This window comes from Psychromonas arctica, assembly GCF_038155225.1.
GTDB classification, from domain to species: domain Bacteria; phylum Pseudomonadota; class Gammaproteobacteria; order Enterobacterales; family Psychromonadaceae; genus Psychromonas; species Psychromonas arctica_B.
Map to the genome: position 1 here is coordinate 38,015 of NZ_JBAKBA010000007.1, position 25,025 is coordinate 63,039.

Below are 25,025 nucleotides of genomic sequence, written 5' to 3' on the forward strand. Positions count from 1 at the left end.
TGTAAGTGTGTTGCATTGTAATAAGCCTCCGTAATAGTAAGTCGTTATAATAAAATAGGTTGAATTGGAAAACGCGCGCATTTTATCATCGTTATTAGTCAGTGCAAGCTTAAAAAACACCTTTATTTAAATTAAACGAATAGTGGCAAATAACTAACTGATACTTATATTATTATTGATTTAATTGTTTGAATATTAATCTGAGTGTTTATGGCTTGATAACCACTATTTTGTCATAGTTTTGAGCGTTGACTCGATACTTGAGCACAAAACTATAATGAATAATGTCCGCTATAACTTATTTGCTTTAAAATAAGTGCTATAAACAAAAAAATCATTAAATGGTTAACTTTCAAGTAATAAGCGAGTGAATGTGGACAATACAAAGCAAATATTAGTGGTTGATGATGATAAATCAATACGTGAATTATTATCTGAATATTTAGCTAAAGCAGGCTTCTCAATAATTTCTGCCGAAGACGGTATTGAGATGACGCTGAAGTTGAAAGACAACCAACCAGATTTGATTATTTTGGATGTAATGATGCCCGGTGACGATGGTTTTACCTTATGCCAACGTATTCGCCAAACCTCTAATGTGCCTATTATTATGTTAACGGCAAATTCAGATGAAGTAGACCGAGTATTAGGCCTTGAGATTGGTGCTGATGATTACATTGCTAAACCTTTTAGCCCGCGTGAATTGCTGGCTCGTATCAAAGCGTTATTACGGAGAAGTAGTTTTCTTAAAGACGAATCAAAATCTACTCAGCTTCGCTATATTAAGTTTGCGCAATGGAAGCTAGATACGCTTCAACATAATTTAGTGAGTGATTTAGGGGAAACGTTGACCTTGACCGGGGCTGATTATCAATTGTTGATGCTATTTTTAAATCGTCCTTATAAAGCGATCTCCAGAGATGAAATCTGCCAAGCGTTACATGGGCGTGATGCTTTTGCTAACGAACGTGGCATTGACGTGCATTTAAGTCGTTTGCGTCAAAGCTTAGGAGATAATGCTAAATTGCCTCAGATTATTAAAACGGTGCGTGGCGCGGGTTATACCTTCATTGCTGAAGTTCAGCATTTAGCCCAATAAGTGCTTTAGTTTTTTAATCACCTATTTCAATGTAAAAATATCAGGCGTGTATGGCATATATTAGAAAACTGTTCGGTTCATTAATCTCGCGAATGTTATTACTGACGATTGTGTCAGTGGTGCTCGCACAAAGCCTTACCAGTCTTTTTTGGGTAACGCAGATTGCTGACAGTGAAAAAAATGTGGTGTTAACCAATGCTGAAAACCTCGGTAATAGCGCGGTCAGCACCATTTCATTTTTTCAAAAATTGCCTAATACCTATCGTCATTTAGTCTTAGAGCAATTACGAGATCTAGGAGGTTCACGGTTCTTTGTGTCACTTAATAAACAAATGGTAGATATTAACCCCATTAACGATAGTGAATTAAAACAACAAGTTCTCACCGATATTAAAAGCATTGTTTATAAAAAATTAGGCGACCACAGAACATTGTTGTTAGAGTTTTCAAGCCCTGACGATTTACATGTTATCAACAACAATATTTTACTTAAAGATTTGCCGCCATCATGGGGGGCTTATAACCTAATTATTCCCTCTGTGAGTTCGCCTATTTTAGTCTTACAGATGGAACTTGCTCAAGATGAATGGCTTTACTTAGCTGCTGTATTACCACCTCCCTATTTACTCGATGATTTACCTGTTATTTCCGCTCAACAGTTTGTGTCTATCATTTTTACTACATTGATTTTGTTGGTACTGATTTACATCGCATTTCATTGGCAAACCAAGCCATTAAAGAATTTAGCATCCGCAGTGGGGGAGTTTAGTATCGATTTTACTAAGCCACCTTTACAAGAAAAAGGAGCCACGGAAATAGTTGCTGCTACGCGTGCTTTTAACCACATGCAACAAAAGCTACAAAGTTATATTAAAGACAGAGAAGTACTTTTTCGTTCGGTATCTCACGATTTAAAAACACCGATTACTCGCCTTCGACTTCGTTCTGAACTGTTAGAGGATGAAAAGCAAACCGCTGCATTCAATGTCGACTTAGAAGACTTAGAGATGTTAGTTAAAGCGGCTTTACAAACAGTGAAAGATACCGATATACATGAGAACATTGCCGATATTGATATTCAAAAATTATTGTTACAAATAGTCGGTACTCAGCAAGATGTTGTGACGTTGCATATTAATACGCACACTAATTTCAGAGGAAAGCCGCATGCACTTAAACGTAGTTTATCGAACCTAATTGATAATGCAGTTAAGTATGGTGAGCAAGTTGATATCTATGTTAAAGATTCAGCGCAATCACTAGTGATTGTGATTAAAGATCAAGGACCAGGGATTGCGGAGTCTGCGCTATCTTCGATTTTTACTCCTTATGTGAGATTACATGATGATCAAGAAGGGCATGGTTTAGGTTTGGGGATTGCACGTAACATCATTCAAGCTCATGGTGGTGATATTCGTATATTTAATCATCCTAAAGGTGGCTTAGAAGTCTGCGTCATTTTGCCAAGGACATACCGATAATGAATCATTTATTTTGCAAAACGTTTAAAAACTACGCTTTACCCGTGTTGACGGTATCTTATTTATGGTTAGCTTCCTGCCATCATGCTAGCGCTTTACCTTTTGAAGTATTGCATTGGTGGACAGAACAAGGCGAATTAGAATCAAAACAAGTGCTCGTTGAACATCTAAAAGTGAACGATATTGAATTTGAAGACTTTGCGATTGTAGGCAGCGGCGGCGGTGGAGCGATACACGTTTTACAAATGCGAGCCTTATCAGGAAATCCACCAGAAGCGGCTCAAATTAAAGGACCAGATATCGCTGAATGGAACAACCTAAGTATGTTAATTGGTATCAATGAATTGACCGACACTAGTGCTTGGGAACATTTTTTACCGAAAGTGGTGTTAGATGATGTTACCGTTGAAAAGCAATATATGGCGGTACCCATCAATATACATAGAGTTAATTGGCTGTGGTTGAATAGCAAAATATTTAAACAATATGGCTTAGCTGCACCAACCACTTGGAAACAGTTTTTCGCGGTTGCCAATTTTTTAGCTTCTAAAGGGGTAAAACCTGTTGTATTTGGTGGCACACCTTGGCAAGACGCATTATTGTTTGAGTCGATTGCAATATCTGAGCTTGGTGCAGAAAAATATAGACAAGCTTTTGAGGCGTTTAATCATGACGTTATCTCATCTGATGAAATGATTAATACCTTTAAATTGTTTAAACAACTTCATCATTATGCGACGCCTGAACAACAAGGGCAGGACTGGACTTGGTCTTCACAGGCTTTTATTAATAATGAAGCCGCTATGTTGTTTATGGGGGATTGGGTCAAAGGGAGTTGGACTGCTATTGGTAAAAAAGCGATGCAAGATTATCAGTGTGTTCCAGTACCCGGTACAAAAGGGGTTTTCAGTTACAATATCGATAGCTTTGTTTTATTTAAAAAAGCACATTCACCAATCGATCAACACAGCCAAAGTATTTTTGTCGATACACTTATGTCGCCTACATTCCAACAAGACTTCAGTAAGTTAAAAGGATCTATCCCTGCTCGCAATGATCTTGATTTGTCAGAGTTTGACGAATGCTCACAATTATCTTCTAATGATTTTAAACACGATATTAAAGTCCCTTCTTTTACACAAAACATGGCCACAAGTAGCCATCAAAAAGCACAAATCATTCAACTGATCAGTGATTACTTTAATAGTGATTCATTAAGCGCAGAGGATGCAGTAAAACAGTTAGGCGTGATGGTTAAAGCGTTAACTTCAAAATAAAAATACTTTGATAAGAAAATACCTAAATAAGAAAGTACCTAGATAAGAAAGTACCTAGATAAGAAAATAACTAAGATATATTGATTGTGTATTTTTATTATTCAATTAATGCACAATCATTATATCTAACGGCTGGTCCATGAGGTTGCTATTAATGGTTGTGTAGTTTTGTCCTTAAATCTAGTTAGTACTGTAAACTTTTTTACTTTTTTACTTTTTTACTTATTTAGTTATTTATTTATGCACTCTTAATTAATAAGTTATGATCATGCACTGCATTTAGGCATTATTACCCGTGCTTTTCCATTCAAGTCAAATGCTGCTTTTAGTACTTTATCACCATGAATATTCACTAACACTGAAGCGTTTGCTATTTCATTGCCTGTGACACGTATATTACCCAATTGACTTGTGCTTAATGTATCGTCAACATCAATAGTAAAACTGGCAAAATCATTAGCTGCTATTGCTTTTATATCCAACGATAATTGTGTATCACCGTCATTCACTTTTGTCGCTGTTTTAAGGGCTATTTGTCCTCTGGTCACTTCAAAAAGTTGAAATACTTCAACGCCTTTCCCCGATTCCGATGTATCAAAAATTAAACGTCCTGTACTTTGTAACAAATCGATGGTCATCGATATATCTTTTACATCACATGTGCTGGTATTTTTTATTACAAACTGATCTTTAGGTGCGCCGTCTTTAAAGCTGATTTCGATATCCGCATAGACATTCGCAGATAGCATGGAGAAAAGAAGTGTTACGAATTTGATTTTAAACATTATTTTATTCCTTTAAATGAATATTCCTTGAGGTTACATTTATTACACAAATTAATAGTGCCGCGATGGGGATTGTCTTAATCGATAGTAAAATTATTTTTATTTAAATATACACAAGGATTACGTTTATAAAAACTGATGGGATCAATATGTAAGATAATGCAGGATAAAACATTAGAATTTTATTCATAAATGTAGGAACAAGGAGTAATAGGCTGATATTTTTAGTGTCTTTAATACTTATAAAAGCGACATAATGGTGTTTCTACTCTGTCGCTGTTTTATTTATTGTTGAACTGCTTCTGTAATATGAGCGTAGATGCTGTGAAATTTAAAGTTATTATCGTCATTATTTACGCAAAGACTCTACTATCGAGAAGCAAGTCGAAGCTCATTGACTGAACATTATTATTGAACCTGAAAGCTTTATACCAACATGTAATGAGTAATAATGTGTGACTCATTATAAAAAACTTAGTCATACGCGTTTAAGCTGATAGTTAATTTAAAATCCTATCGGGTCTCAAACTGGTCGTCTAACATTAATAGTTGCTGCAGATTTTAAAGTTAGATATTAATACAAGTGGTTGAGTGTATTTATTTGTCTCATTGTCTCATTTTATGGTAATACTAACCTTATTGCTGAATTCAAGCTCCCATAGAAATAGTGTCTATTAATCTATTTTATTCGTTTATGTTTGTATCAATATCAATAACATTTAAAAATATTGTTAATGGAAAGGGTCAACATGCAAGTACATTTATTACAATCTAATTTAGAGTTAGATAAAGTAGCGGAAGTTCTTTTGCAACTTCGACCTCAATATGATCTTCAAGGTTTAAAAGTGCAAATTGAAAAACAACAAGAAGCTGGCTATCAAATTGCTTATGTTAAACAGAGTGAAGAAATATTGTGTGTTGCAGGTTTTGTTGTCGGTGAAAAATTAGCATGGGGTAAATATATTTATATTGATGACCTCGTGACTAATGAAGCAAGTCGCTCAACAGGTGCGGGCTCTCTTATCATTAACTGGTTCAAACAATATGCTAAAGAAATAGGTTGCCAACAATTACATCTAGATTCGGGTGTTCAACGTTTTTCAGCGCATCGCTTCTACTTAAGAGAGCGTTTTGATATTGGAAGCCATCATTTTTCAATAACAGATATTTAACCGATTAAAAGCCATTAGTAGAGGGGTTGAATCACTCCTCTTTGTTGTCCATTGTTAGATTTTCCTCATCCTAAGATAAATGGAGTTATCTATGAATATTGCTATTTTAACCTTCGAAGGTTTCAATGAATTAGATTCATTTATTGCAGCAAGCATAATGAACCGTATGAAAGAGTTTGGTTGGAATGTGCAAATAACCTGTCCATCAGAATCTGTTACTTCGATGAATGGTGTTACTGTAATGGCTCAACAACCACTTGAGTTCGCTAACAGTGCCGATGCTGTTTTATTTGGTAGTGGATTACAAACACGCGATGTGTCAAAAGACCCTCGTATTTTAAATCGTTTATCTTTGAATCCTGATAAGCAATTAATAGGTGGGCAATGTTCCGGTACGCTGTTGTTATCTGTCTTGGGCTTATTGAACGATATTCCTGCATGTACTGATTTAACCACAAAACCTTGGGTGATTGAGTCTGGTGTTGAGGTGTTAAATCAACCTTTTTTTGCAAAAGGCAATATAGCGACTGCTGGTGGATGTTTAGCCTCGCAATATTTGGCTACATGGGTGATTAGTAAGTTAGCAGATAAAGTCGCTGCAGAAGCTGCAATCCATTATGTTGCGCCAGTTGGTGAAAAAGATGAAACCGTTAAACATTGTTTATCAGTTGTCTCTAAATATCTTTAGTATTGTGCATAATTGATTTTAATTAATAATATATGGATGAGTCAAAGATTTAACTAAAAGCTAACTTACGATAAGATTTTCGACTAATCTATAATAAATAGAATAAAGTTAGTTATGTGTAAGTGAATAGATTTATTTTAAAGTATTAATGACTTTGTAATGTTTTTATGCCTAAATAACCTCAGTTCTGGATAAGTAATACGATACAAATCCGCAAAACTAATGGCATTGACTAGTAAAAAAATAGTACCTTATAATTTTAAATGTAATTCCACTTTCATTAACCAGAATTGAGGTTAAATAATAAATATTTTATTCAGAGTAGAAAAAGAAAATTAATTAAAGATAGCCTCATAAACCTAAGTGAAATGTTAGCTATTATATTGCTTTTTATATGTGTAATCCGCTAGATTTAAAGACTTTTCATATTTAAATTGTATATTGTTATCCTTTCCAATACCCACTTAAAATTGACTGGTTTACTCCTCCTTTTTCTCTAAAGGTATATAATACCAATCACAATAAATAGCTTAGCTATTTTACTTCTTGGATTTAGATCATAAGTAAATAACTTCTTTCTTTGTTATAAATTTCGCCAAGGGGACAACCATCAAAGCATCAATCTCTTTTGGTTAATTCTCCGACAGTCGATTAACCAAGTTAATCTTCGAAAGGCTTCAACTTATGTCTTAAACTAAGTTATTTTTCTTGCGCAAAATTTAGAACACTTATTTAATTTAATTAATATAACACTCACTTTACACGCCTAAAAGTTAAGTTAACAAGCATTGAATTGATAATTCAATTTTTACAGAGTTGTCTCATTTCTCTCAAATGAAGCAAATTATTCTGCTACATACACATATCTACTTTAGTTTCTTATTTTTTCAAATGGTCAAGAGCTGACATTTAAATGCACCAATAAGTAGCATAAGTACACCATTCTCTTGTTTAACATTTTTTAAGAAAAAGCAACTTATCAGTGTTGACGGGCATTGCTCATTAAATATTAGTGATTGGCCTAGTTTTTGCTGTTTCTTTAAGTTACCAATAAATTCATTTCACATAAAAGGGACTATTTATGAAATTTAAAAAACTAGTAACGGTTGCCGCACTTGCTGTAAACGTCTTCTTATTGCCTGTAACTCAAGCGGCGGATGATCCATTAAAAGTCGGGTTTGTGTATGTTGGCCCTGTGGGAGATCATGGTTGGAGTTATGAGCACGATCAAGGCCGAATTGAGTTGGAAAAGCATTTCGATGGCAAGGTCAGCACAACTTATGTAGAGAATGTACCTGAAGGGGCCGATGCTGAACGTGTAATTACACAATTAGCTAAATCGGGTCATGATGTCATCTTCACCACTTCTTTTGGTTTTATGAACCCGACAATTAAAGTGGCTAAGCGATTTCCTAAAGTACACTTTGAAAATGCGACGGGCTATAAACGTGCTAAAAATGTAGGTACTTATCTACTGAGTACCTATCAAGGACGTTATGTGTCAGGTGTCGCTGCTGGTATGGAAACAAAGTCTAATGTACTTGGTTATATTGCCTCATTTCCTATTCCTGAAGTTATCCGTGATATTAACGCAGTTTATTTAGGCGCTAAAAGCGTTAACCCTGATGTGAAGATGAAAATCGTTTGGGTAAGCACTTGGTATGATCCAGGTAAAGAAGCTGATGCAGCTAATGCATTGATGGACCAAGGTGCCGATATAATTATTCAACATACTGATAGTCCTGCACCGCTTATTGCTGCGGAAAAACGCGGTAAAATGGGTGTGGGCCAAGCATCTGATATGAGCCATTTTGCACCAACTGCACACATGTTCTCAGTGCGCGATCATTGGGGACCATATTACATCGATACCGTTCAAAAAATTATGGATAATACATGGAAATCTGAAGATTACTGGGGCGGTTTTGCAGAAGAAATTTTACAAATCGTGTCAGTTAACCCTGTATTGAGCGACGCAGTGAAAACGGCTATCAGTGAAACCGAAGCAAAAATAAAATCTGGTGAGTTCCATCCCTTTACAGGTCCGATGAAAGATAACCAAGGTAATGAAGTCATTCCAGCAGGTAAAACGCTGACTGATGAAGAATTAGCAAGTGTTATGTGGTACGTAGAAGGTATTGACGCAAAAATCCCTCAGTAAATAGACAAATCATCTTGGCGCTAGTTGGATTTATTTCGCTAGCACCAAGATTAACTTTGTTCATATAACACATTTTTAGGATAGACATGATGAGTTTAAATTTACCAATCATTGATATAACAGCGTTACAAAGTGATGACATCAACCAATGGCAGGATGTGATTGAAGCGATTGACAAAGCATGTCGCGATACTGGTTTTTTCTACGTTACAGGCCATGGTATTCCCACCGAGCAGTTTACTAATGTACAAACAATGGCTAACACTTTGTTTGCATTACCTGAAGCGACTAAACAAAAAATAAATATACAACATTCAACTAATCATCGTGGTTGGGGGCAAGTTAGTGCAGAAAAATTAGACCCGAACGGACCTAGTGATTACAAAGAAACCTTTGATATGGCGCTAGATTTAAGCCCATACCATTCACAAGTAGCACGTTGTGGCCAATTATATGGTCCAAATCAATACCCTAATATTGATGGATTTATTCAATTGATGCAGCAACAATATCAACTTAGCATGGAAGTGGCGCTAAGAATTCTTAAGGCGATGGCACTAGCACTACAATTACCTATCGACTTTTTCAGTCAACATTTTAGTTATCCCGTTAGTGTATTACGTTTGATTCATTATCCACCACAGCAAGAAAATAAAAATGGTGCAGGAGCACATACTGATTATGGTTGCATTACATTGTTGTACCAAGATCAAGTAGGTGGATTACAAGTACAAGATAGAAAGGGCAATTGGTTAGATGCCACGCCTGTTGAAAATAGCTTTGTGGTTAACATTGGAGATTTAATGCAGCGCTGGACCAATGACTGTTATAAATCGACTTCACATCGCGTCACAAGTCCCACTTCTCAAACAACACGGTTTTCGATGCCTTTCTTTGTAGAGCCTAACTTCGATACAGAAGTTTCTACGGTCGCTTCTTGTTTAGCTGATGGAGAGTTAGCTCAATATAAAAAGGTCACTGCTGGCGATTGGATTCTATCTCGCTTTGCTGATACCTATGAATACCGCAACGAAGCAACTGAATAATTACTTCTATTAAATTGAAATGTTGATCTAAAGGGCCTTAGGTCATTCACTATATTTCTGCTGTGCTAACAGAACAATGACAGCGCTAATTGAACAAGGACTTATCTTACCTATGGCAAAATCATCTTTATTAGAACTCTGGAATGTCAGTAAAATTTTCCCTGGGGTGATTGCAAATGACAACGTCAATATGTCGCTCAATGAAGGAGAAATACTGGCATTACTTGGCGAAAACGGAGCAGGTAAATCGACGTTAGTGAAGATGATTTATGGTGTGAATAAGCCTGATACCGGTGCTATTTTTTGGCATAACCGTGAAGTTAATATTGATTCACCTAATCAAGCGCGTGCGATGGGTATTGGTATGGTCTTTCAGCATTTTTCTGTGTTTGAAACGTTGACAGTGCAAGAGAATATCGAATTGGGGTTAGATAAAGAATTTGTTGATCAGCTCAGTGATCTGAGACAAGAGATAGTAGAAATAAGTAAAAAGTATGATTTACATGTAGATCCCGACCGTTATGTACACAGCTTAAGTATAGGTGAGAGGCAGCGAGTAGAAATATTGCGTTGTTTGATACAAAACGTAAAACTGTTAATTTTAGATGAACCCACTTCTGTATTAACACCCCATGAAGTCTCTGGGTTATTTAGAGTATTAAAAAAACTAGCAAGTGAAGGTAGCAGTGTTTTATTTATCAGTCATAAATTAAAAGAAGTCACTGAGCTCTGCGATCGTGCTGTTATTTTACGGGGAGGGGTGGTTACTGGTGAATGTATTCCTGCACAAGAAACACCCGAATCTATAGCGAGAATGATGGTCGGCAGTGAAACTGAACTCTCTGAAAATTATCCAAAAAAACGATCAGAAGAAAGTATTTTCACTACTACTTATTTAACACTATTGCCAACTAATCCATTTGGTTGTGGATTAACAGATGTGTCACTGACGTTAAGAAAAGGTGAGATATTAGGGATCGCTGGTGTCGCTGGTAATGGCCAAGAAGATTTATTAGCCGCTTTGAGTGGTGAGGATACGCGTGCAGATAAAGCTAATATCGTTTTTGCTGGGAAAGAGATTGGAAAGTTAAACGCAGGAGCAAGAAGAAAATTAGGCATGGCGTATGTACCAGCAGATCGCCTTGGTCAAGGTGCTGTGCCTGAAATGACCTTAACCAACAATACGTTACTTACCAACACTACTGCTTTGATTAAAAACGGGTTTATTCTAGGGAGTAAACTGAAAGCGCTTGCCAATGAAATTATTGTCGATAATAAAGTAAAATGTCATAACCAATCATCTCAGGCTAAAAGTCTGTCTGGCGGTAATTTACAAAAGTTTATTATTGGTCGAGAAGTACAGCAAGCACCTATTGTATTGATTTGTGCACACCCAACTTGGGGCGTTGATATTGGTGCAGCTAGTGCCATTCATCGACAGTTAATCGCTTTGCGGGATCAAGGGGCCGCAATATTAATTGTATCTGAGGATATTGATGAACTGTTTGTGGTTTGCGATAGATTAACTGCGTTATATGAAGGTCGTTTATCCCATATTGTGGAAACAGAGAAAACGAATATAGAGGAAATAGGAAAATGGATTGCTGGTGGGTTTATCCAACAAAAAGAGGTGGACCATGCTTAATATTCAACCACGTATAGAAAGCTCTAAAGCAATGGTTTGGTGCTCTCCTTTGATCGCTATTATATTAACCATGTTAGTTTCTAGTTTAATGTTTATTCTACTCGATGTTAGGCCACAACAAGCATTTGAAGTCTTTGTAATCATGCCGCTGAGTGATAGTTATAACTTGGGCGAGTTAATGGTAAAAGCCGCACCATTAATGCTCTGTGCAACGGGACTTGCTATCTGCTTTAGAGCGAACATTTGGAATATTGGTGCTGAAGGGCAGCTGCTAATTGGTGCAGTGGTTAGTAGTTATTTTGCTGTTCAAGCAGGAGAAGATGCAGGTATTAGTTCAATTATGTTGATCCTATTATCAGGTATGTTAGCTGGTGCTTTTTGGGCTGCTATTCCAACTGCATTAGAACGATTTTTTAAAACGAATATTATCCTCTCCACTATTATGCTCAATTATATTGGTTTATATACCTTGTTATGGGCTGTACATGGACCTCTTGCTGATCCTCAAGGATACGGTTTTCCTGAATCAGCAATGTTTGCAGAAGCAGTCATGTTGCCACTTATTCAAGAAGAAGGGCGAGCATCAGTGAGCATTTTAATTGCAATATTCATTGCACTGATAACAGGGCTTGTTTTATTCAAAACATTACCTGGTTTTATTGTTCGTGTTTACGGTGAAGAACAAGCTGCTGCTCGGTATGCTGGTTTTAGTAGTAATAAGGTTGTGTGGGGAGTGATGTTATTTGCAGGTGCACTGGCAGGTTTTGCTGGCTCGGCTGAAGTGATGGGGCCCATTGGGCAGTTAATTCCTTCTGTGTCACCCGGTTATGGTTATGCCGCAATCATTGTTGCTTATCTAGGACGTTTAAATCCTTTTGGTATCATTATCTCATCCTTGTTTATGGGGTGCTTATATATGGGGAGCGATTTAGCGCAAATAGAGTTAGGTTTGCCGACAGCGATTACCGGTTTATTCCAAGGCGTTTTATTATTTTTTATGCTTGCTTGTGATTTTCTTATTAATTATAAAATTTCATTTACCTCGAAAAAGGTGTTTTCAAAACCACTAAAAGCGACGTTAATAAATAACATTTAATCGCTAATAGCGAGCGTAAAACAGAATAAAGGAATAACATAATGGATATAGAACTCATACAACAAATATTGATAGCTGCCCTCAAAACGGGTACTCCCTTGCTGTTAATTGCTTTAGGGGAATTAGTAACCGAAAAGTCTGGTGTACTTAATTTAGGACAAGAAGGCATGGTATTAATGGGGGCAATGGCTGGATTTGCAGGCGCCTACTACACGGGTAATCTATTTTTAGGCCTGACACTCGCGATGGTTGCGGGAATGATGATGGCGCTATTGTTTGGCGTGTTGGCTTTAAGCTTAAATACCAGCCAAGTAGCAACAGGATTAGCGTTAACCATTTTCAGTATTGGTTTGAGTTCTTTTCTAGGCAGTAGTCTAGTTGGTTCGACTATTCCTGGTTTTAATTCGATTGCTATTCCCCTGTTAAGTGATATTCCTTTTATTGGTGCACTGTTATTTAATCAAGACATTTTAATTTATTTTAGTTTTGTCATTACAGCTTGTACTTGGTGGGTATTGCATAAAACACGTGTTGGCTTAACTATTAGGTCGGTTGGGGAAAACCCACATTCTGCTAATGCATTAGGTATTAAAGTGATTAAAATAAGATACCTTGCTACCATATTTGGTGGTGCAATGGCCGGTATGGCTGGAGCTTATTTATCCCTTTCCTATACACCAATGTGGATGGAAAATATGAGTGCAGGGAGAGGTTGGATAGCATTAGCATTAGTGGTGTTTGCTTCGTGGCGTGTTGGTTATTTAATGTTGGGGGCTTACCTGTTTGGTATCGCGTCTATTTTGCATCTTGTAATGCAAGGATTCGGTTTTGATATTTCGCCTAACCTATTAGCAATGATGCCTTATTTGGCAACATTAATTGTGATGGTTTTAATCAGTTCTGACTCATTAAAACAGAAATTATCAACACCGATGAGTTTATCTAAACCTTTTGATCCTAAGCTGCATTAATGACAGTTAATTACTTTTCCTGTCAAAGTATTTTAAAGCTGGATCAGAGAAGTAGAGTTATATAAATAGTACAATTTCAAAGTTTTAAGTCTATTTTTTTTGTAAAATATAGCATCATTATTTGTGGATGTTTTGAGCACTGTATTTGTCGACAGTATTGTGTAATATGACTTTACAACATAATTTTACAATATAGAAGATTAATAAATTAACAGATAAAAACGCTTCTTAAACCATAATCTATTATGCAGCCGCAGTCGGCGAAAAAGAGACAACCGTTAAACATTGTTTATCAGTTGTCTCTAAATACCTTTAGCATTGTGGCTTAGCTTAACGTTGCATTTAAGCTTTATTGGTTTATACCAATCACTCAAGCCTTTTAGCTAACTCGTTACCTCTACGTTTTATATCGGACAGATTCAACCTTTCTTGCCTCTCTTAGTTACCCATTCTGAAATATTTTAATTTATATTTTTCTTGCTATAACAATGATATAGAGGGTGGCCTTACTTTTAAATTGATTTGTAATTTATGATTATGTGATGTAGTTTGGGGTTTAATCTTATTTTCTAAAAATTTGATTGAGTCTTTATGCCCGTTTAACGTAACCATAACGGTATTTAATTTATCTGTAACAGGAAGAACATGATGAAAAGAAAACTATCAAGGATATTTTTAGCAACTTCAGCGGTAATGATGCTAGCTTCGTGTAATGACTCTGATGAGACGAGTGTTGAAGCCTTAGTAAACTGTGAAATCGATCAGGCTAATCCTGAGTGTGCCTCTGGTTTTGAAGAAAGAACGGCGGTTATTGCTAATGATTATATGGCTGTCACTAATAATCCCTTAGCAACAGACGCTGCTTACGATGTACTTAAAAACGGGGGAAATGCTATTGATGCAGCGATTGCCGCACAAATGGTCTTAACATTGGTTGAACCGCAGTCATCGGGGATTGGTGGTGGAGGATTCATGCTTTATTATGATGCTGACACTAAGAATATTGTTCATTTTGATGGTCGAGAAACGGCACCCTCAGCAGCAACGGGTGATATGTTTTATGTTGATGGTGTTGCGCCATCAGGTTACAACGGTTTCTTTCAAAAAGTGCTTGGAGGAAAGTCAACGGGCGTTCCAGGTACCTTAAAAATGTTAAAGAAAGCACATGATGAGTACGGCACTAAAGTCTGGAGTGATTTATTTACACCCGCTATATCACTTGCAGAAGAGGGCTTTGAAGTATCAGAAAGGTTAGAAGCTTCGATAGAAGGTGATGTTGTTTTCTGTAAAGATTCAGATAACGCCTCTGATTTTTATGTTGACCCTGATGCGAATAGTTATTTCTGTTTAACAGATGAAAGCGGTGAATATACCATTCCTTTACCGGCGGGCTACCTTCTTAAGAATCAACCATTAGCCGATACATTTAAAGATGTAGCTAATGACGTTGAGCTATTTTATACCGGAACTTATGCGACAAATATTGTCACTAAACTATCTCAGAATCCTATTCCTGGCATTTTAACAACAGACGATATTGCAAACTATGAAGCTATTAAAAATGAACCTGTTTGTAGTGTTTATAGAGGCTATACGGTATGTGGAACACCTCCACCATCGTCAGGAGGGATAACAGTTGCACAAATCTTAGGTATTTTAGAGAATCATGATATGAGCCAATGGTTGCCAACGGATATTGACCTTAATGGTGGACAACCTACGGCGAACGGTATTCATTGGTTCTCAGAAGCCGCTAGACTTGCTTATGCTGATCGAGGCCTTTATATCGCCGATACCGATTTTGTTGCTCTACCTGGTGGTTCTTGGGAAAGCATGATTGACCCAGCTTATTTAACTGAGCGATTTAGGTTAATCGACGCGCAAAGCAGCATGGGCACTGCTGAAGCAGGGAAGCCTGCTGGTGCTGAAAACTGGTCTCCAGATCAATCTCCAAATTTACCTTCAACAACGCACATGTCGATTGTTGATAAAGAAGGTAATGTTGTGTCTATGACGAGCTCGATTGAAACTGGGTTTGGTTCACATCAAATGGTTGATGGATATTTATTAAATAATCAACTTACCGATTTTTCTACGGAATATCAAAGTGCAGATGGAACACTTATTGCCAACCGAGTCGAAGGTGGAAAGAGACCGCGAAGCTCTATGGCGCCAACTATCGTATTAGATGCGGATGGTCAGTTCTTTATGGCAACAGGTTCTCCTGGTGGCTCAACTATTATCACTTACGTAGCGAAAACATTAGTTGGTGTATTAGATTGGGGGCTTGATGCACAACAAGCAACATCATTAGTGAATTTCGGTTCAACGAACGGTTCAACGTTTATTGAAGAAGAACGACTTACTGATGAAGCAACGATTGTAAGTGAACTGGAAGCAATGAATCATACCGTTGATGTCACTTCTAGAGTGAGTGGTATTGCCACTATTGTTAGTGATAATGATGTATTTGTTGGAGGTGCTGATCCACGACGTGAAGGTGTTGCAAAAGGCGAGTAATAACTTGTTAGTGTAAAACCAATAAAAGGTAATCATTTCATTCAATACGTTACATGAATTAATGATTACCTTTTTTATTTAACTATTTTAGTGAATAAATAGTTTTTAATTAGACGTGTTTACTTCCCTAAAAAAGCTTCCATATCTGTTTTTAAGTTGTCTGATTTAGTCCCAAAGATAGCTTGTACACCGTTACCAGAAACAACAACGCCAGCAGCGCCTAATTTCTTAAGCCCAGCTTGATCAACAAGTGCAATATCATTAACGCTAATACGTAGACGAGTGATACAAGCATCTAAGTTATCAATATTTTCCTTACCGCCAAATGCAGCGACTAATGCAGAAGACATCTCTTCGTTATTCAATACAACAGCGTCAACTTGCTCTTCATCTTCACGACCTGGCGTTTTAAGGTTGAGTGCTTTGATTACGATGCGGAATAAAGAGTAATAAACAACCGCGTAAATAAGCCCAATGATAATGAAGTAAGTGATTTTTTGAGCGTTAGCTGATAGCACTAAGAAGTCAATCAAACCGTGTGAGAATGACGTGCCGTGAACCATACCTAACATGTTTGTTACAACAAATGCAGAACCCGCTAATAATGCGTGAATTGCGTATAAAACAGGGGCAACAAACATGAATGAGAATTCAATTGGTTCAGTGATACCTGTTAAGAAAGACGTTAACGCAGCTGACGCCATGATACCCATTACTTTTGCTCTATTCTCTGGTTTAGCAGAGTGTGCAATTGCAATCGCAGCAGCAGGTAGACCAAACATTTTGAACATGTAACCGCCAGCTAGTTGACCAAAACCATTGCCAGCAGCACGGCTTGCATCATCTGCAGATAAGTAACAAGTTAAGATACCGTGTAGTTCTTTACCGTTAGCATTAACACAATCACCTGCCTCGAAGAAGAATGGTACATTCCAGATATGGTGTAAACCGAATGGAATTAATGAACGTTCTACCACACCGTAAATACCAAAGGCAACGGTTGGATTTTGGTGAGCAGCCCATTCTGAGAATGCTGAAATGCCAGCACCAATTGGAGGCCAAATAACAGAGAGTATTGCGCCTGCAATAATAGCGGCGAAACCCGTCATTATTGGTACAGCACGTTTACCTGCAAAGAAACCTAGGTAATCAGGCAAGGTTATATTATAGAAACGGTTAAACATGGCAGCAGCAATACCACCTGCAATAATACCACCTAGTACGCCTGTATTGGCACCTGGGGCTAATGTCTCGATGGTTTGCATCATGATGTAATAACCAACAGCGGCTGCAAGTGCTGACACGCCATCATTCTTAGTGAAGCCAAGTGCAACACCAATCGCAAATAATAATGCCATGTTACCAAATACTGCACCGCCTGCTTGTTCCATTAATTGTGAAACTACATCAGGCAATATACTAAATTTAGCAGCACCGACACCCAGTAGTATTCCTGCAATAGGTAATACAGACACAGGTAGCATTAATGACTTCCCGACTTTTTGTAAGCTTCCAAATATATTCATAAATCACTCCGTTGTGGTTTTTAAGTATTAGTTCGATTAACTCGATGGCGGGAGTGTAACGGTCATGATGTATAAAAAATGATAAAATGCTCACATAAAAAAAGAAGTTACATTTACTTACAATTGAAGATGCATTTTTACAAAATATTACAAATTATTGTTGGAAGCGTATTTCAATATGATCTAAAGGAAATTTCTTTTTCAGATTCCGTACAGTGAAGTTGTATATCAGCCTATTCTTTTAGTTCTAATTAAAATGTATGACTGGTGCTTTGTTCTAAATTAAAATTTGGGTAATAAAAAGGTGAGATTACTGAAGATACTTTTAGTTACTTTAAGGCTGTAAATCATTGTTTAAGCTAAAATTTTGGCTCAAATTTGGTTTTGCTATGTGCCTTGAAATCAATCTGATTTATTAGTTTTTTTGTATTAAAAAAAGGTGTTTTTTGATCTTTTTGTCTATAGGGTTTTGGTTGCAGAGGGTATTGTGTAGAGAAGAAATATTACCAGTTTAATTTGATCAAATTAAACTGGTAACTGATGTAATGGTTAGCCTCTTACAACCATTACTCGGAAGCTTCTACCTTTTAGCTTTCCTTCACTTAGTTTTTTAAAGGCAATTTTAAGATGATCTCGTTGTACAGCAACGTAAGACCAGTATTCAGATACTGCAATTTTGCCCACTTGTTGACCTGTAATACCATCTTGTCCGGTTAATGCACCAACAATATCACCAGGGCGAATTTTTTGTTTTTTGCCACCTTCGATACGTATTGTGATCATTTCAGAGGCTGCTGGTGGTGTATCTAATAATGAATTATCAGGTAATGGACTTGGGTTGATATTTCGGTCAAGAATATCTTCTAATAATTTAATTCTATGGTCATCTTTATTGCTGTAGAAAGTAAATGCTAAGCCTTTACTGCCTGCGCGACCAGTACGGCCGATACGATGAACATGTACTTCTTGATCATGGGCAACATGGAAGTTAAATACAGCACTTAAGTTATCAATATCTAACCCACGAGCAGCAACATCGGTTGCAACTAAAATACGCGCACTTTTATTGGAAAAGCGGATTAATGCTTGATCGCGATCTTTCTGTTCTAAATCGCCATGAAGGGCAATCGCACTGTAACCGCGGTTTGCAAGTTCTTCTGCAACTTCTTGTACTTCACGTTTGGTGTTACAAAATACCACGCTCGATTCTGGTTGATGACGGTTTAATAATAAACGTAACGCTATCATGCGATCTTGGTTGTTTTGTACTGAGTAAAACGTTTGCTCAATAACATTGTTATCGTGTGTTGCTTTTACGGTAATTTGCTTTGGCGCATTCATAATACGTTTTGCTACTTTTTCAATTTGTTCTGGGTAAGTTGCACTGAATAACAAGGTTTGGCGTTGTTTTGGGCTGTGTTCGATAATGCTATCAATAGCATCTTGAAAACCCATTTCTAGCATACGGTCAGCTTCATCAAGTACTAACACACTTAAATGCTCAAGTTTCAATGATCCACGGTTGAGATGATCTTGAAGACGACCCGGTGTACCCACAATGATATGAGCGCCATGCTCTAAAGAAGCCGCTTGTGGGCTAAGTGGTGTACCGCCACATAACGTCATTACTTTAATGTTATGAATAGAGCGAGCTAGTTTTCTGATATCTGCAGCGACTTGATCAGCTAATTCACGAGTTGGGCAAACAACTAATGATTGGATTCTAAATTGCTTAACATTTAAGCGATGTAAAATGCCAAGTGTAAAGGCAGCTGTTTTACCTGAGCCTGTTTTACCCTGTGCAATGACGTCTTCTCCATTTAAAATTAATGGTAAAGATTGTGCCTGTATTTCAGTCATCTTTTGATAGTTTAAAGACTCTAAATTAGTTAAAAGACTTTTTGATAAAGGTAAGGTTGCAAAAGAGGTGTCGCTCACGATAATAACTTCCTGATAGGGTGGTGATAATGGACGCTACCATAACAGTTTGCATGGTAGGTCACAAAAAAATTGTTAATAGTATAACGTTAAATTGCAGATAAACCTGTTTTATCTGAGTCTAAAAATAGAAAACTTGCGTTATTTACTATTAACAATTGAATATCGGAACAGTGATTGTTTAAAGGTCGCGATGATCATTAATAAAAATAAACTCCACCAATGTAAACTACCTCCACTGCTACTATTATTAGAGCTACTTTCAACTACTACAGGCTCTAAAGAAGGTAAGTCAGCAGCTGTATCTGTTGATGATTGATCGCTCCCAATCATCCGCACATTATGCAAAAAGGCGACATCTGAACCTTCATCCAAACTCGAATCTTTAGTATATTGCCAAGTAATAACGGTGTTTGTTCCAGCAATTTGATAGTTTTCTGATGTAAATCCTTGTATGCCAGAAATACTCTGTATGGCAATACCGTTAATAAACAGTGTCAGAAAGTCATAATTTTCTTCGGAACTAATTGCCCAATCAAAATTCAACGACCAATCCCCAGATACGATTGCGGTTATTTGTGTGGCACCATTATTAGAAATAGACGGCGATTGAAGGTAGCTTGCACCTTCCGAAAGTAACCATGGTAATGTATTTGATTGATACCAAGTTACATCGGCATTTTCGGTAAAAGTAATATCATTAGCATTAACGATTTGCATGCCTTTAGCTTCAATTTCAATCGTTGAATCTGCTACTGTGTCATCATTGGTTTCTACAAGGAGGGTTGTTTTATGTGTTTGATAGGTATTCGGTTTATATTCAAAACTCACATCACAAGTGCTGTCTGTAGCTAACCCTGCGCATTCACTTGTTTGTAACGTAAATTCAGTTTCGTTTGATAAAGAAAAAGTCGGTGAGATAAGAGATTCAGAATTATTTTGAAGAGTGATAGTAAATACTCTGCCTTCACCAATATCTGCGACAAAATAGTCTGTATTATTGACGCTTGTGACCGCATTGATTTGTAAATCAATCCACTCTGAATAATTTGACACTTTAGTATAAGCACCTGGGTTATTAGGAGCTGCACAACCAAATCCGAAACTAACAATTCCAATTTGTTGAGTTTCACTTTGTTCTATCGATTCAACAACTAATGGGCCTCCACTATCACCCTGACATGAGTCAATACCACCATTACTAATATCTCCTGCGCACACCATGTTATCAGTGAAATTAGGAATAGCTGCTCCACATGTTGTAGTAGATAGAAGGGGAAGTGTCACTTCATTTAAAATATCTGGGTATATTGGGTCTACATCTTCGCCAGCTGTGAAACCAACCGTTGAGCCCCAACCAATAGCTGTTGAGGTTATGCTATCAACCGAAGTAAACTCTGCTGTTTCTAAGCTTGATAGTGCCATTATTGTCGTATTAGTTACAGGAGTTGATAATTTGATAAGTGCAATGTCGTTATCAAAAGTAATAGAATTAAAATTAGGATGAATAATTATTTTATCAATATTGATCGATGATGTTTCAGTAGAAGTCGATAAGTCGTATTCACCTACTGTCGCGACAATATTATTTGCCGATAAACCTTCCATACAATGTGCTGCAGTCAAAACCCATTGTTCATTGATTAAAGAACCACCACAGAAATGACTTTCTGTATTTGCCGTTTTGATACTCACTATCCATGGGTACGTTGATTGACTAGTAACTTCATCGCCACCGACAATACGTGCAGATGGTGGTTGAGAGTCTTCTGCAAATGAGCTCATTGATGTAACCAATAAACATGAAAATGTAAGTTGTTTGAAAAATGTAGTGTTATTCATAATATCCCTATTAAATAAAATCCGCTTAATATGTTATTGGTGCCTTTAATCTTCAACCTATAACTTATAAGTTGGGTGCATCATAATTAGTTGGTTGATCGCTATACACACACACATTATGTGCTTCAACTAAGCCATTCTCCGCGACACATTGTTGTTCAAAGAAATCAACAATTTCTTTACGTTGACAGTGTGCTTCAAACGCTACTTTATTTGCCCATATTTCATTAAATACCAAAGGAAAGCTTTCACCTGTCGCGAAGTCATTTGGCACATGTCTAGTTGCTATATATTGGACACAACCATCTTCGCGTAGTGAGTTTGGCTCAAGTGATTGTAGTATGTTAAATAACGCATCTTCTTGGCCTGGTTTTGCTCTAAACATAGCGATGCAATAAATTTTTTGTGACATGTTATTTTCCTAATAAAATGGGATTGAAATTTTTGATATCTATTTAACGTAACGGTGTTAACTTTTAACTTAGTCGTCTCACCATAAGCACTGCTAACACTTAATATTCTCAATAAAAGAGACTAAACAATAAGTGCTCATGTGACCTTTATGTCAACAATCTACGTATATAATTAGCAGTCGACATTTATCGTTATAAAAATGTACTTAATCGGGATACTTGATTATTTCTATTTTCAATTTAGCCCTTAAATACATCGTATTTTTTGATGTGAAATTGACAACGCAAAAGATTGTACAGTGCACCAATCACAATATTTAAACTCAAACTTATAGGTAAACGATAGAGGTTAATGATTTGTTTTATTTAATGAAGCAACACGTTACTATCACTTAATTATATAATTTTAATAAAGGAATTAATATGGATATCTTATTTCAGTACATTTTTAATATACAAGTTTTTATTCTAGTGTTGGTCGTTATCATCTTAAAAAAATCAATTATTTTTGTGCCACAAAATCGTGCATTTTTAATTGAACGATTTGGTAAATATCAATCGACTCGAGAAGCTGGCTTGAATTTTCTTGTTCCTTTTATCGACCACATAGGTGCAAATCGCTCTCTTAAAGAACAAGCCGTTGATGTACCAAGCCAAAGTGCGATTACTAAAGACAATATTTCGTTAAGTGTTGATGGTGTATTATTTTTCAGAGTACTAGACCCACATAAAGCAACTTACGGTATTGATGATTATGTTTTTGCGGTTACGCAGTTATCACAAACAACGATGCGTTCTGAATTAGGTAAAATGGAACTAGATAAAACATTCGAAGAGCGTGATGTACTGAATACCAATATTGTTGCATCAATCAATGAAGCTGCCGGTCCTTGGGGGATTCAAGTTTTACGTTATGAAATTAAAGATATTGTGCCACCGACAACCGTTATGGAAGCGATGGAAACACAAATGAAAGCGGAGCGTGTTAAACGAGCTCAAATTTTAGAGTCTGAAGGTGATCGTCAAGCTGCTATTAATGTTGCTGAAGGTCAAAAACGTTCAGTAGTATTAAAAGCGGAAGCTGAAAAAGAAGAGCAAGTACTGCAAGCTCAAGGTGAAGCTGAGGCCATTATTGCTGTTGCAACGGCTCAAGCAGAAGCGTTAAATCGAGTTGGTGAAGCTGCTAATACTGACGCAGGTCAAAAAGCTATTCAGTTAGATCTGGCAACTAAAGCGATTCAAGCTAAAGCTGCCATTGCTAAAGAATCATCAGTGGTATTATTACCTGATAGCGGTAACGATGCAGCGTCTATGGTTGCACAAGCAATGACTATCATTACTAGCTTAAATAAAAAATAAAGGCTGATTATGGAATATATATTTTTACATTTACCGCAAGCTTTAGTGGTACTTGGTCTTATTCTCTTAGCCATTGAAGTATTAGTATTGGGTTTTTCAACATTTGTTTTATTTTTTGTTGGGCTGGGTACTATTATTACTGGTATTTTGATGGCGTTAGGCATTTTGCCTACGAGTATGCTTAATGCGTTATTAGCAACAGCCGTTATTTCAACAATTGTTGCTTTGATAAGCTGGCAGCCTATGAAACGATTGCAAAACAAAGGTGAAATACACCAAGTAAAAAATGGCATGATTGGTGAGAAATTTACATTATTTGAAGATTTAGCAGTTGGAAAAACCATCACCCATCGCTATTCGGGCATTAATTGGCAAGTTAAAGCGAACGAATCACTAACTGCAGGAACCGAAGTAAAGATAACGGAAATGCAAGTAGGTTTATTAACCGTGGAACAAGTTATTTAAGTTGTAAATGTAGAAATATATTGGTGTTACGACGTAAACAACTGGTTTGCGTTGTACCACTTTTTACCTTTATTTTTTATTCCCTCTCTATCTTTGTTTATAAAATCCAGTCTATTGCCGTCTCTATATTTATCACAAAACCTGACAACGTCTTAAACCTGTAATTTACAATTCATTACCATCATTTAATTATTTAATTTATAGAGTCTATTATAGCAATCATGCGAATTAACTGATCTATTTTACTTGTTAAAATCACTTATTTTATCGTTGTAAATCTCGTAAAGGAAACAACCATTAAAGCATTCACATCTTTTGTTAATTCTCCGACAGACGATTAACGAAGCCTTTCTTCGAAAGGCCTCAACTTACGCCTTAAACTAAATTATTTTTTCTGCGAAAAATTTAGGTCAATTATTTAATGTAATTGGAATTAGAATGCCTTTTACTCTTTAAATTTTATTATTTTGAATGTAAACAGCTAGTTTTAAAAGGGCAGTTAGAGCAGGAAAATGAAGGGGAAGTAAATGGTAATAAAAGCCGATAAAATTATCGGCTTTTATAATTGGTATAACGGTTATGCACGACCCATAAATTTCTTTTCAGTCGTGTTAACACGGATTTTGTCACCCGTTGAAATATGCTCTGGTACTTGTACTGTTAAGCCAGTTGATAAAATAGCTGGTTTTGTACGAGCAGTAGCAGAACCACCTTTAATAGAAGGATCTGTTTCTACAATCACTAAATCAACACTTGCCGGTAATTCAACACCTACTGGTGAACCATCAACAATAACAACTTGTAAACCTTGTGTATTTTCATCAATAAATAAAACTTCATCAGCGATGCTGTCTTTATTTAAGTTGTATGGCGTGTAATCTTCGCTATCCATAAAGACTAGTTCATCACCATCAAGGTATGAAAACATAACATTACGACGAATTAAGTCTGCTAATGTAAGCATGTCACTGTCTTTGAATGTTTCATCTGTTTTTGCACCAGAAACAACATCGTACATACGCATACGATATAAACTACCGCCTGCACGACCTTGAGGTACTGAACGCTCGATGTCTTTAATAATGTAAACACTGTTGTTAAATTCAACTGCAGTATTCTTTTTGATATCACTTGCCTTAGGCATATTAACTTTCCTTTATATTGTGCTTATATACATCGCGCTGGTTTAGGTAAACCAGCAATTTTAGTGGCTTGCTTCGCTGGGCCATCTGGGAATAATCTGTATAAATAACGGCTATTGATTTTTTCTTTACCGTATTTGTTTTGCATCGCTTTGACCAGAGCTCGAATTGCTGGTGAAGTATTAAATTGCTCATAAAAATCACGAACAAAATAGATAACTTGCCAGTGTTCATCTGTCATTGCTATCGTTTCTAATTGTGCTATTGCATCTGCTAATGCTACATCCCACTGTGTTGAGTCGAGTAAGTAACCTTGTGCATCTGTAGCAATTTCTTGACCATTAAATATCAAGTCTAATTCCTTTACCTAGTGAGCGCTTTATTGGAGCAAAATTCTAT

Annotated in this window: 20 protein-coding genes; 13 read left to right on the forward strand and 7 right to left on the reverse strand. The window is 36.7% G+C overall.

Annotated features, from left to right (window positions below; translation table 11 throughout):
• Nucleotides 1–373 precede the first annotated feature (373 nt).
• The 3 genes from V6255_RS04560 to V6255_RS04570 are packed head-to-tail and all read left to right on the forward strand — an operon-like array spanning nucleotide 374 to nucleotide 3,857.
• Nucleotides 374–1,099: a response regulator gene (locus tag V6255_RS04560; RefSeq protein ID WP_025565577.1), complete on the forward strand. Its 726-nt coding sequence runs from the start codon at nucleotides 374–376 to the stop codon at nucleotides 1,097–1,099.
• A gap of 50 nt (nucleotides 1,100–1,149) precedes the next feature.
• Nucleotides 1,150–2,580: an ATP-binding protein gene (locus V6255_RS04565; RefSeq protein WP_341627068.1), complete on the forward strand. Its 1,431-nt coding sequence runs from the start codon at nucleotides 1,150–1,152 to the stop codon at nucleotides 2,578–2,580.
• A complete protein-coding gene (locus tag V6255_RS04570) occupies nucleotides 2,580–3,857 on the forward strand; it encodes an ABC transporter substrate-binding protein (protein ID WP_341627069.1) in 1,278 nt (425 codons plus the stop codon). The genes V6255_RS04565 and V6255_RS04570 overlap by 1 nt, the downstream gene beginning before the upstream one ends.
• A 266-nt stretch (nucleotides 3,858–4,123) precedes the next feature.
• On the opposite strand, the gene V6255_RS04575 is transcribed toward V6255_RS04570, so the two are convergent.
• Complete coding sequence (locus V6255_RS04575; protein WP_341627070.1) at nucleotides 4,124–4,642, reverse strand: hypothetical protein; 519 nt, start codon at nucleotides 4,640–4,642, stop codon at nucleotides 4,124–4,126.
• Between the two features lie 749 nt (nucleotides 4,643–5,391).
• On the opposite strand from V6255_RS04575, the gene V6255_RS04580 reads away from it, so the two are divergent.
• The 8 genes from V6255_RS04580 (at nucleotide 5,392) to ggt (ending at nucleotide 15,941) form a co-directional block, all read left to right on the forward strand.
• Entirely contained in the window at nucleotides 5,392–5,814 is a 423-nt protein-coding gene (locus V6255_RS04580; protein ID WP_341627071.1) for a GNAT family N-acetyltransferase, read from the forward strand.
• Between the two features lie 91 nt (nucleotides 5,815–5,905).
• A complete protein-coding gene (locus V6255_RS04585) occupies nucleotides 5,906–6,502 on the forward strand; it encodes a DJ-1/PfpI family protein (RefSeq protein WP_341627072.1) in 597 nt (198 codons plus the stop codon).
• A gap of 1,081 nt (nucleotides 6,503–7,583) precedes the next feature.
• Complete coding sequence (locus tag V6255_RS04590; protein WP_341627073.1) at nucleotides 7,584–8,663, forward strand: BMP family ABC transporter substrate-binding protein; 1,080 nt, start codon at nucleotides 7,584–7,586, stop codon at nucleotides 8,661–8,663.
• Between the two features lie 86 nt (nucleotides 8,664–8,749).
• Nucleotides 8,750–9,709, forward strand: coding sequence for an isopenicillin N synthase family dioxygenase (locus V6255_RS04595; RefSeq protein ID WP_341627074.1), 960 nt, complete (start codon nucleotides 8,750–8,752; stop codon nucleotides 9,707–9,709).
• Nucleotides 9,710–9,821: 112 nt separating this feature from the next.
• The gene (locus tag V6255_RS04600) at nucleotides 9,822–11,354 is read left to right on the forward strand and encodes an ABC transporter ATP-binding protein (protein WP_341627075.1); all 1,533 of its coding nucleotides are present in this window, start codon (nucleotides 9,822–9,824) and stop codon (nucleotides 11,352–11,354) included.
• Nucleotides 11,347–12,450, forward strand: coding sequence for an ABC transporter permease (locus V6255_RS04605; RefSeq protein WP_341627076.1), 1,104 nt, complete (start codon nucleotides 11,347–11,349; stop codon nucleotides 12,448–12,450). Before V6255_RS04600 ends, V6255_RS04605 begins: the two co-directional genes overlap by 8 nt.
• Before the next feature lie 41 nt (nucleotides 12,451–12,491).
• A complete protein-coding gene (locus tag V6255_RS04610) occupies nucleotides 12,492–13,421 on the forward strand; it encodes an ABC transporter permease (protein WP_341627077.1) in 930 nt (309 codons plus the stop codon).
• Nucleotides 13,422–14,066: 645 nt separating this feature from the next.
• Nucleotides 14,067–15,941: a gamma-glutamyltransferase gene (ggt, locus tag V6255_RS04615; protein ID WP_341627078.1), complete on the forward strand. Its 1,875-nt coding sequence runs from the start codon at nucleotides 14,067–14,069 to the stop codon at nucleotides 15,939–15,941.
• Nucleotides 15,942–16,060: 119 nt separating this feature from the next.
• Here the strand turns inward: ggt and ptsG are convergent, their stop codons facing one another.
• The 4 genes from ptsG to V6255_RS04635 form a co-directional block, all read right to left on the reverse strand.
• Nucleotides 16,061–17,467 carry a PTS glucose transporter subunit IIBC gene (gene ptsG, locus V6255_RS04620; protein ID WP_341627079.1) on the reverse strand — a complete coding sequence of 469 codons (1,407 nt, stop codon included), beginning with the start codon at nucleotides 17,465–17,467 and terminating at the stop codon, nucleotides 16,061–16,063.
• A gap of 549 nt (nucleotides 17,468–18,016) precedes the next feature.
• A complete protein-coding gene (gene dbpA / locus V6255_RS04625; RefSeq protein WP_341627080.1) occupies nucleotides 18,017–19,405 on the reverse strand; it encodes an ATP-dependent RNA helicase DbpA in 1,389 nt (462 codons plus the stop codon).
• A gap of 141 nt (nucleotides 19,406–19,546) precedes the next feature.
• Entirely contained in the window at nucleotides 19,547–21,247 is a 1,701-nt protein-coding gene (locus V6255_RS04630) for a serine protease (RefSeq protein WP_341627081.1), read from the reverse strand.
• 64 nt (nucleotides 21,248–21,311) lie between these two features.
• Nucleotides 21,312–21,659: a putative quinol monooxygenase gene (locus V6255_RS04635; protein WP_341627082.1), complete on the reverse strand. Its 348-nt coding sequence runs from the start codon at nucleotides 21,657–21,659 to the stop codon at nucleotides 21,312–21,314.
• 424 nt (nucleotides 21,660–22,083) lie between these two features.
• On the opposite strand from V6255_RS04635, the gene V6255_RS04640 reads away from it, so the two are divergent.
• Both V6255_RS04640 and V6255_RS04645 read left to right on the forward strand, forming a co-directional pair.
• Entirely contained in the window at nucleotides 22,084–23,019 is a 936-nt protein-coding gene (locus V6255_RS04640) for an SPFH domain-containing protein (RefSeq protein ID WP_341627083.1), read from the forward strand.
• Between the two features lie 9 nt (nucleotides 23,020–23,028).
• Complete coding sequence (locus V6255_RS04645; RefSeq protein WP_341627084.1) at nucleotides 23,029–23,484, forward strand: NfeD family protein; 456 nt, start codon at nucleotides 23,029–23,031, stop codon at nucleotides 23,482–23,484.
• 577 nt (nucleotides 23,485–24,061) lie between these two features.
• Here the strand turns inward: V6255_RS04645 and efpL are convergent.
• Nucleotides 24,062–24,628, reverse strand: a complete 567-nt coding sequence (gene efpL, locus V6255_RS04650; RefSeq protein WP_298939910.1) for an elongation factor P-like protein EfpL — start codon at nucleotides 24,626–24,628, stop codon at nucleotides 24,062–24,064.
• A gap of 23 nt (nucleotides 24,629–24,651) precedes the next feature.
• Nucleotides 24,652–24,978 (reverse strand): TusE/DsrC/DsvC family sulfur relay protein, encoded by a 327-nt coding sequence (locus V6255_RS04655; RefSeq protein WP_025563573.1) that lies wholly within the window; start codon nucleotides 24,976–24,978, stop codon nucleotides 24,652–24,654.
• Nucleotides 24,979–25,025 lie beyond the last annotated feature (47 nt).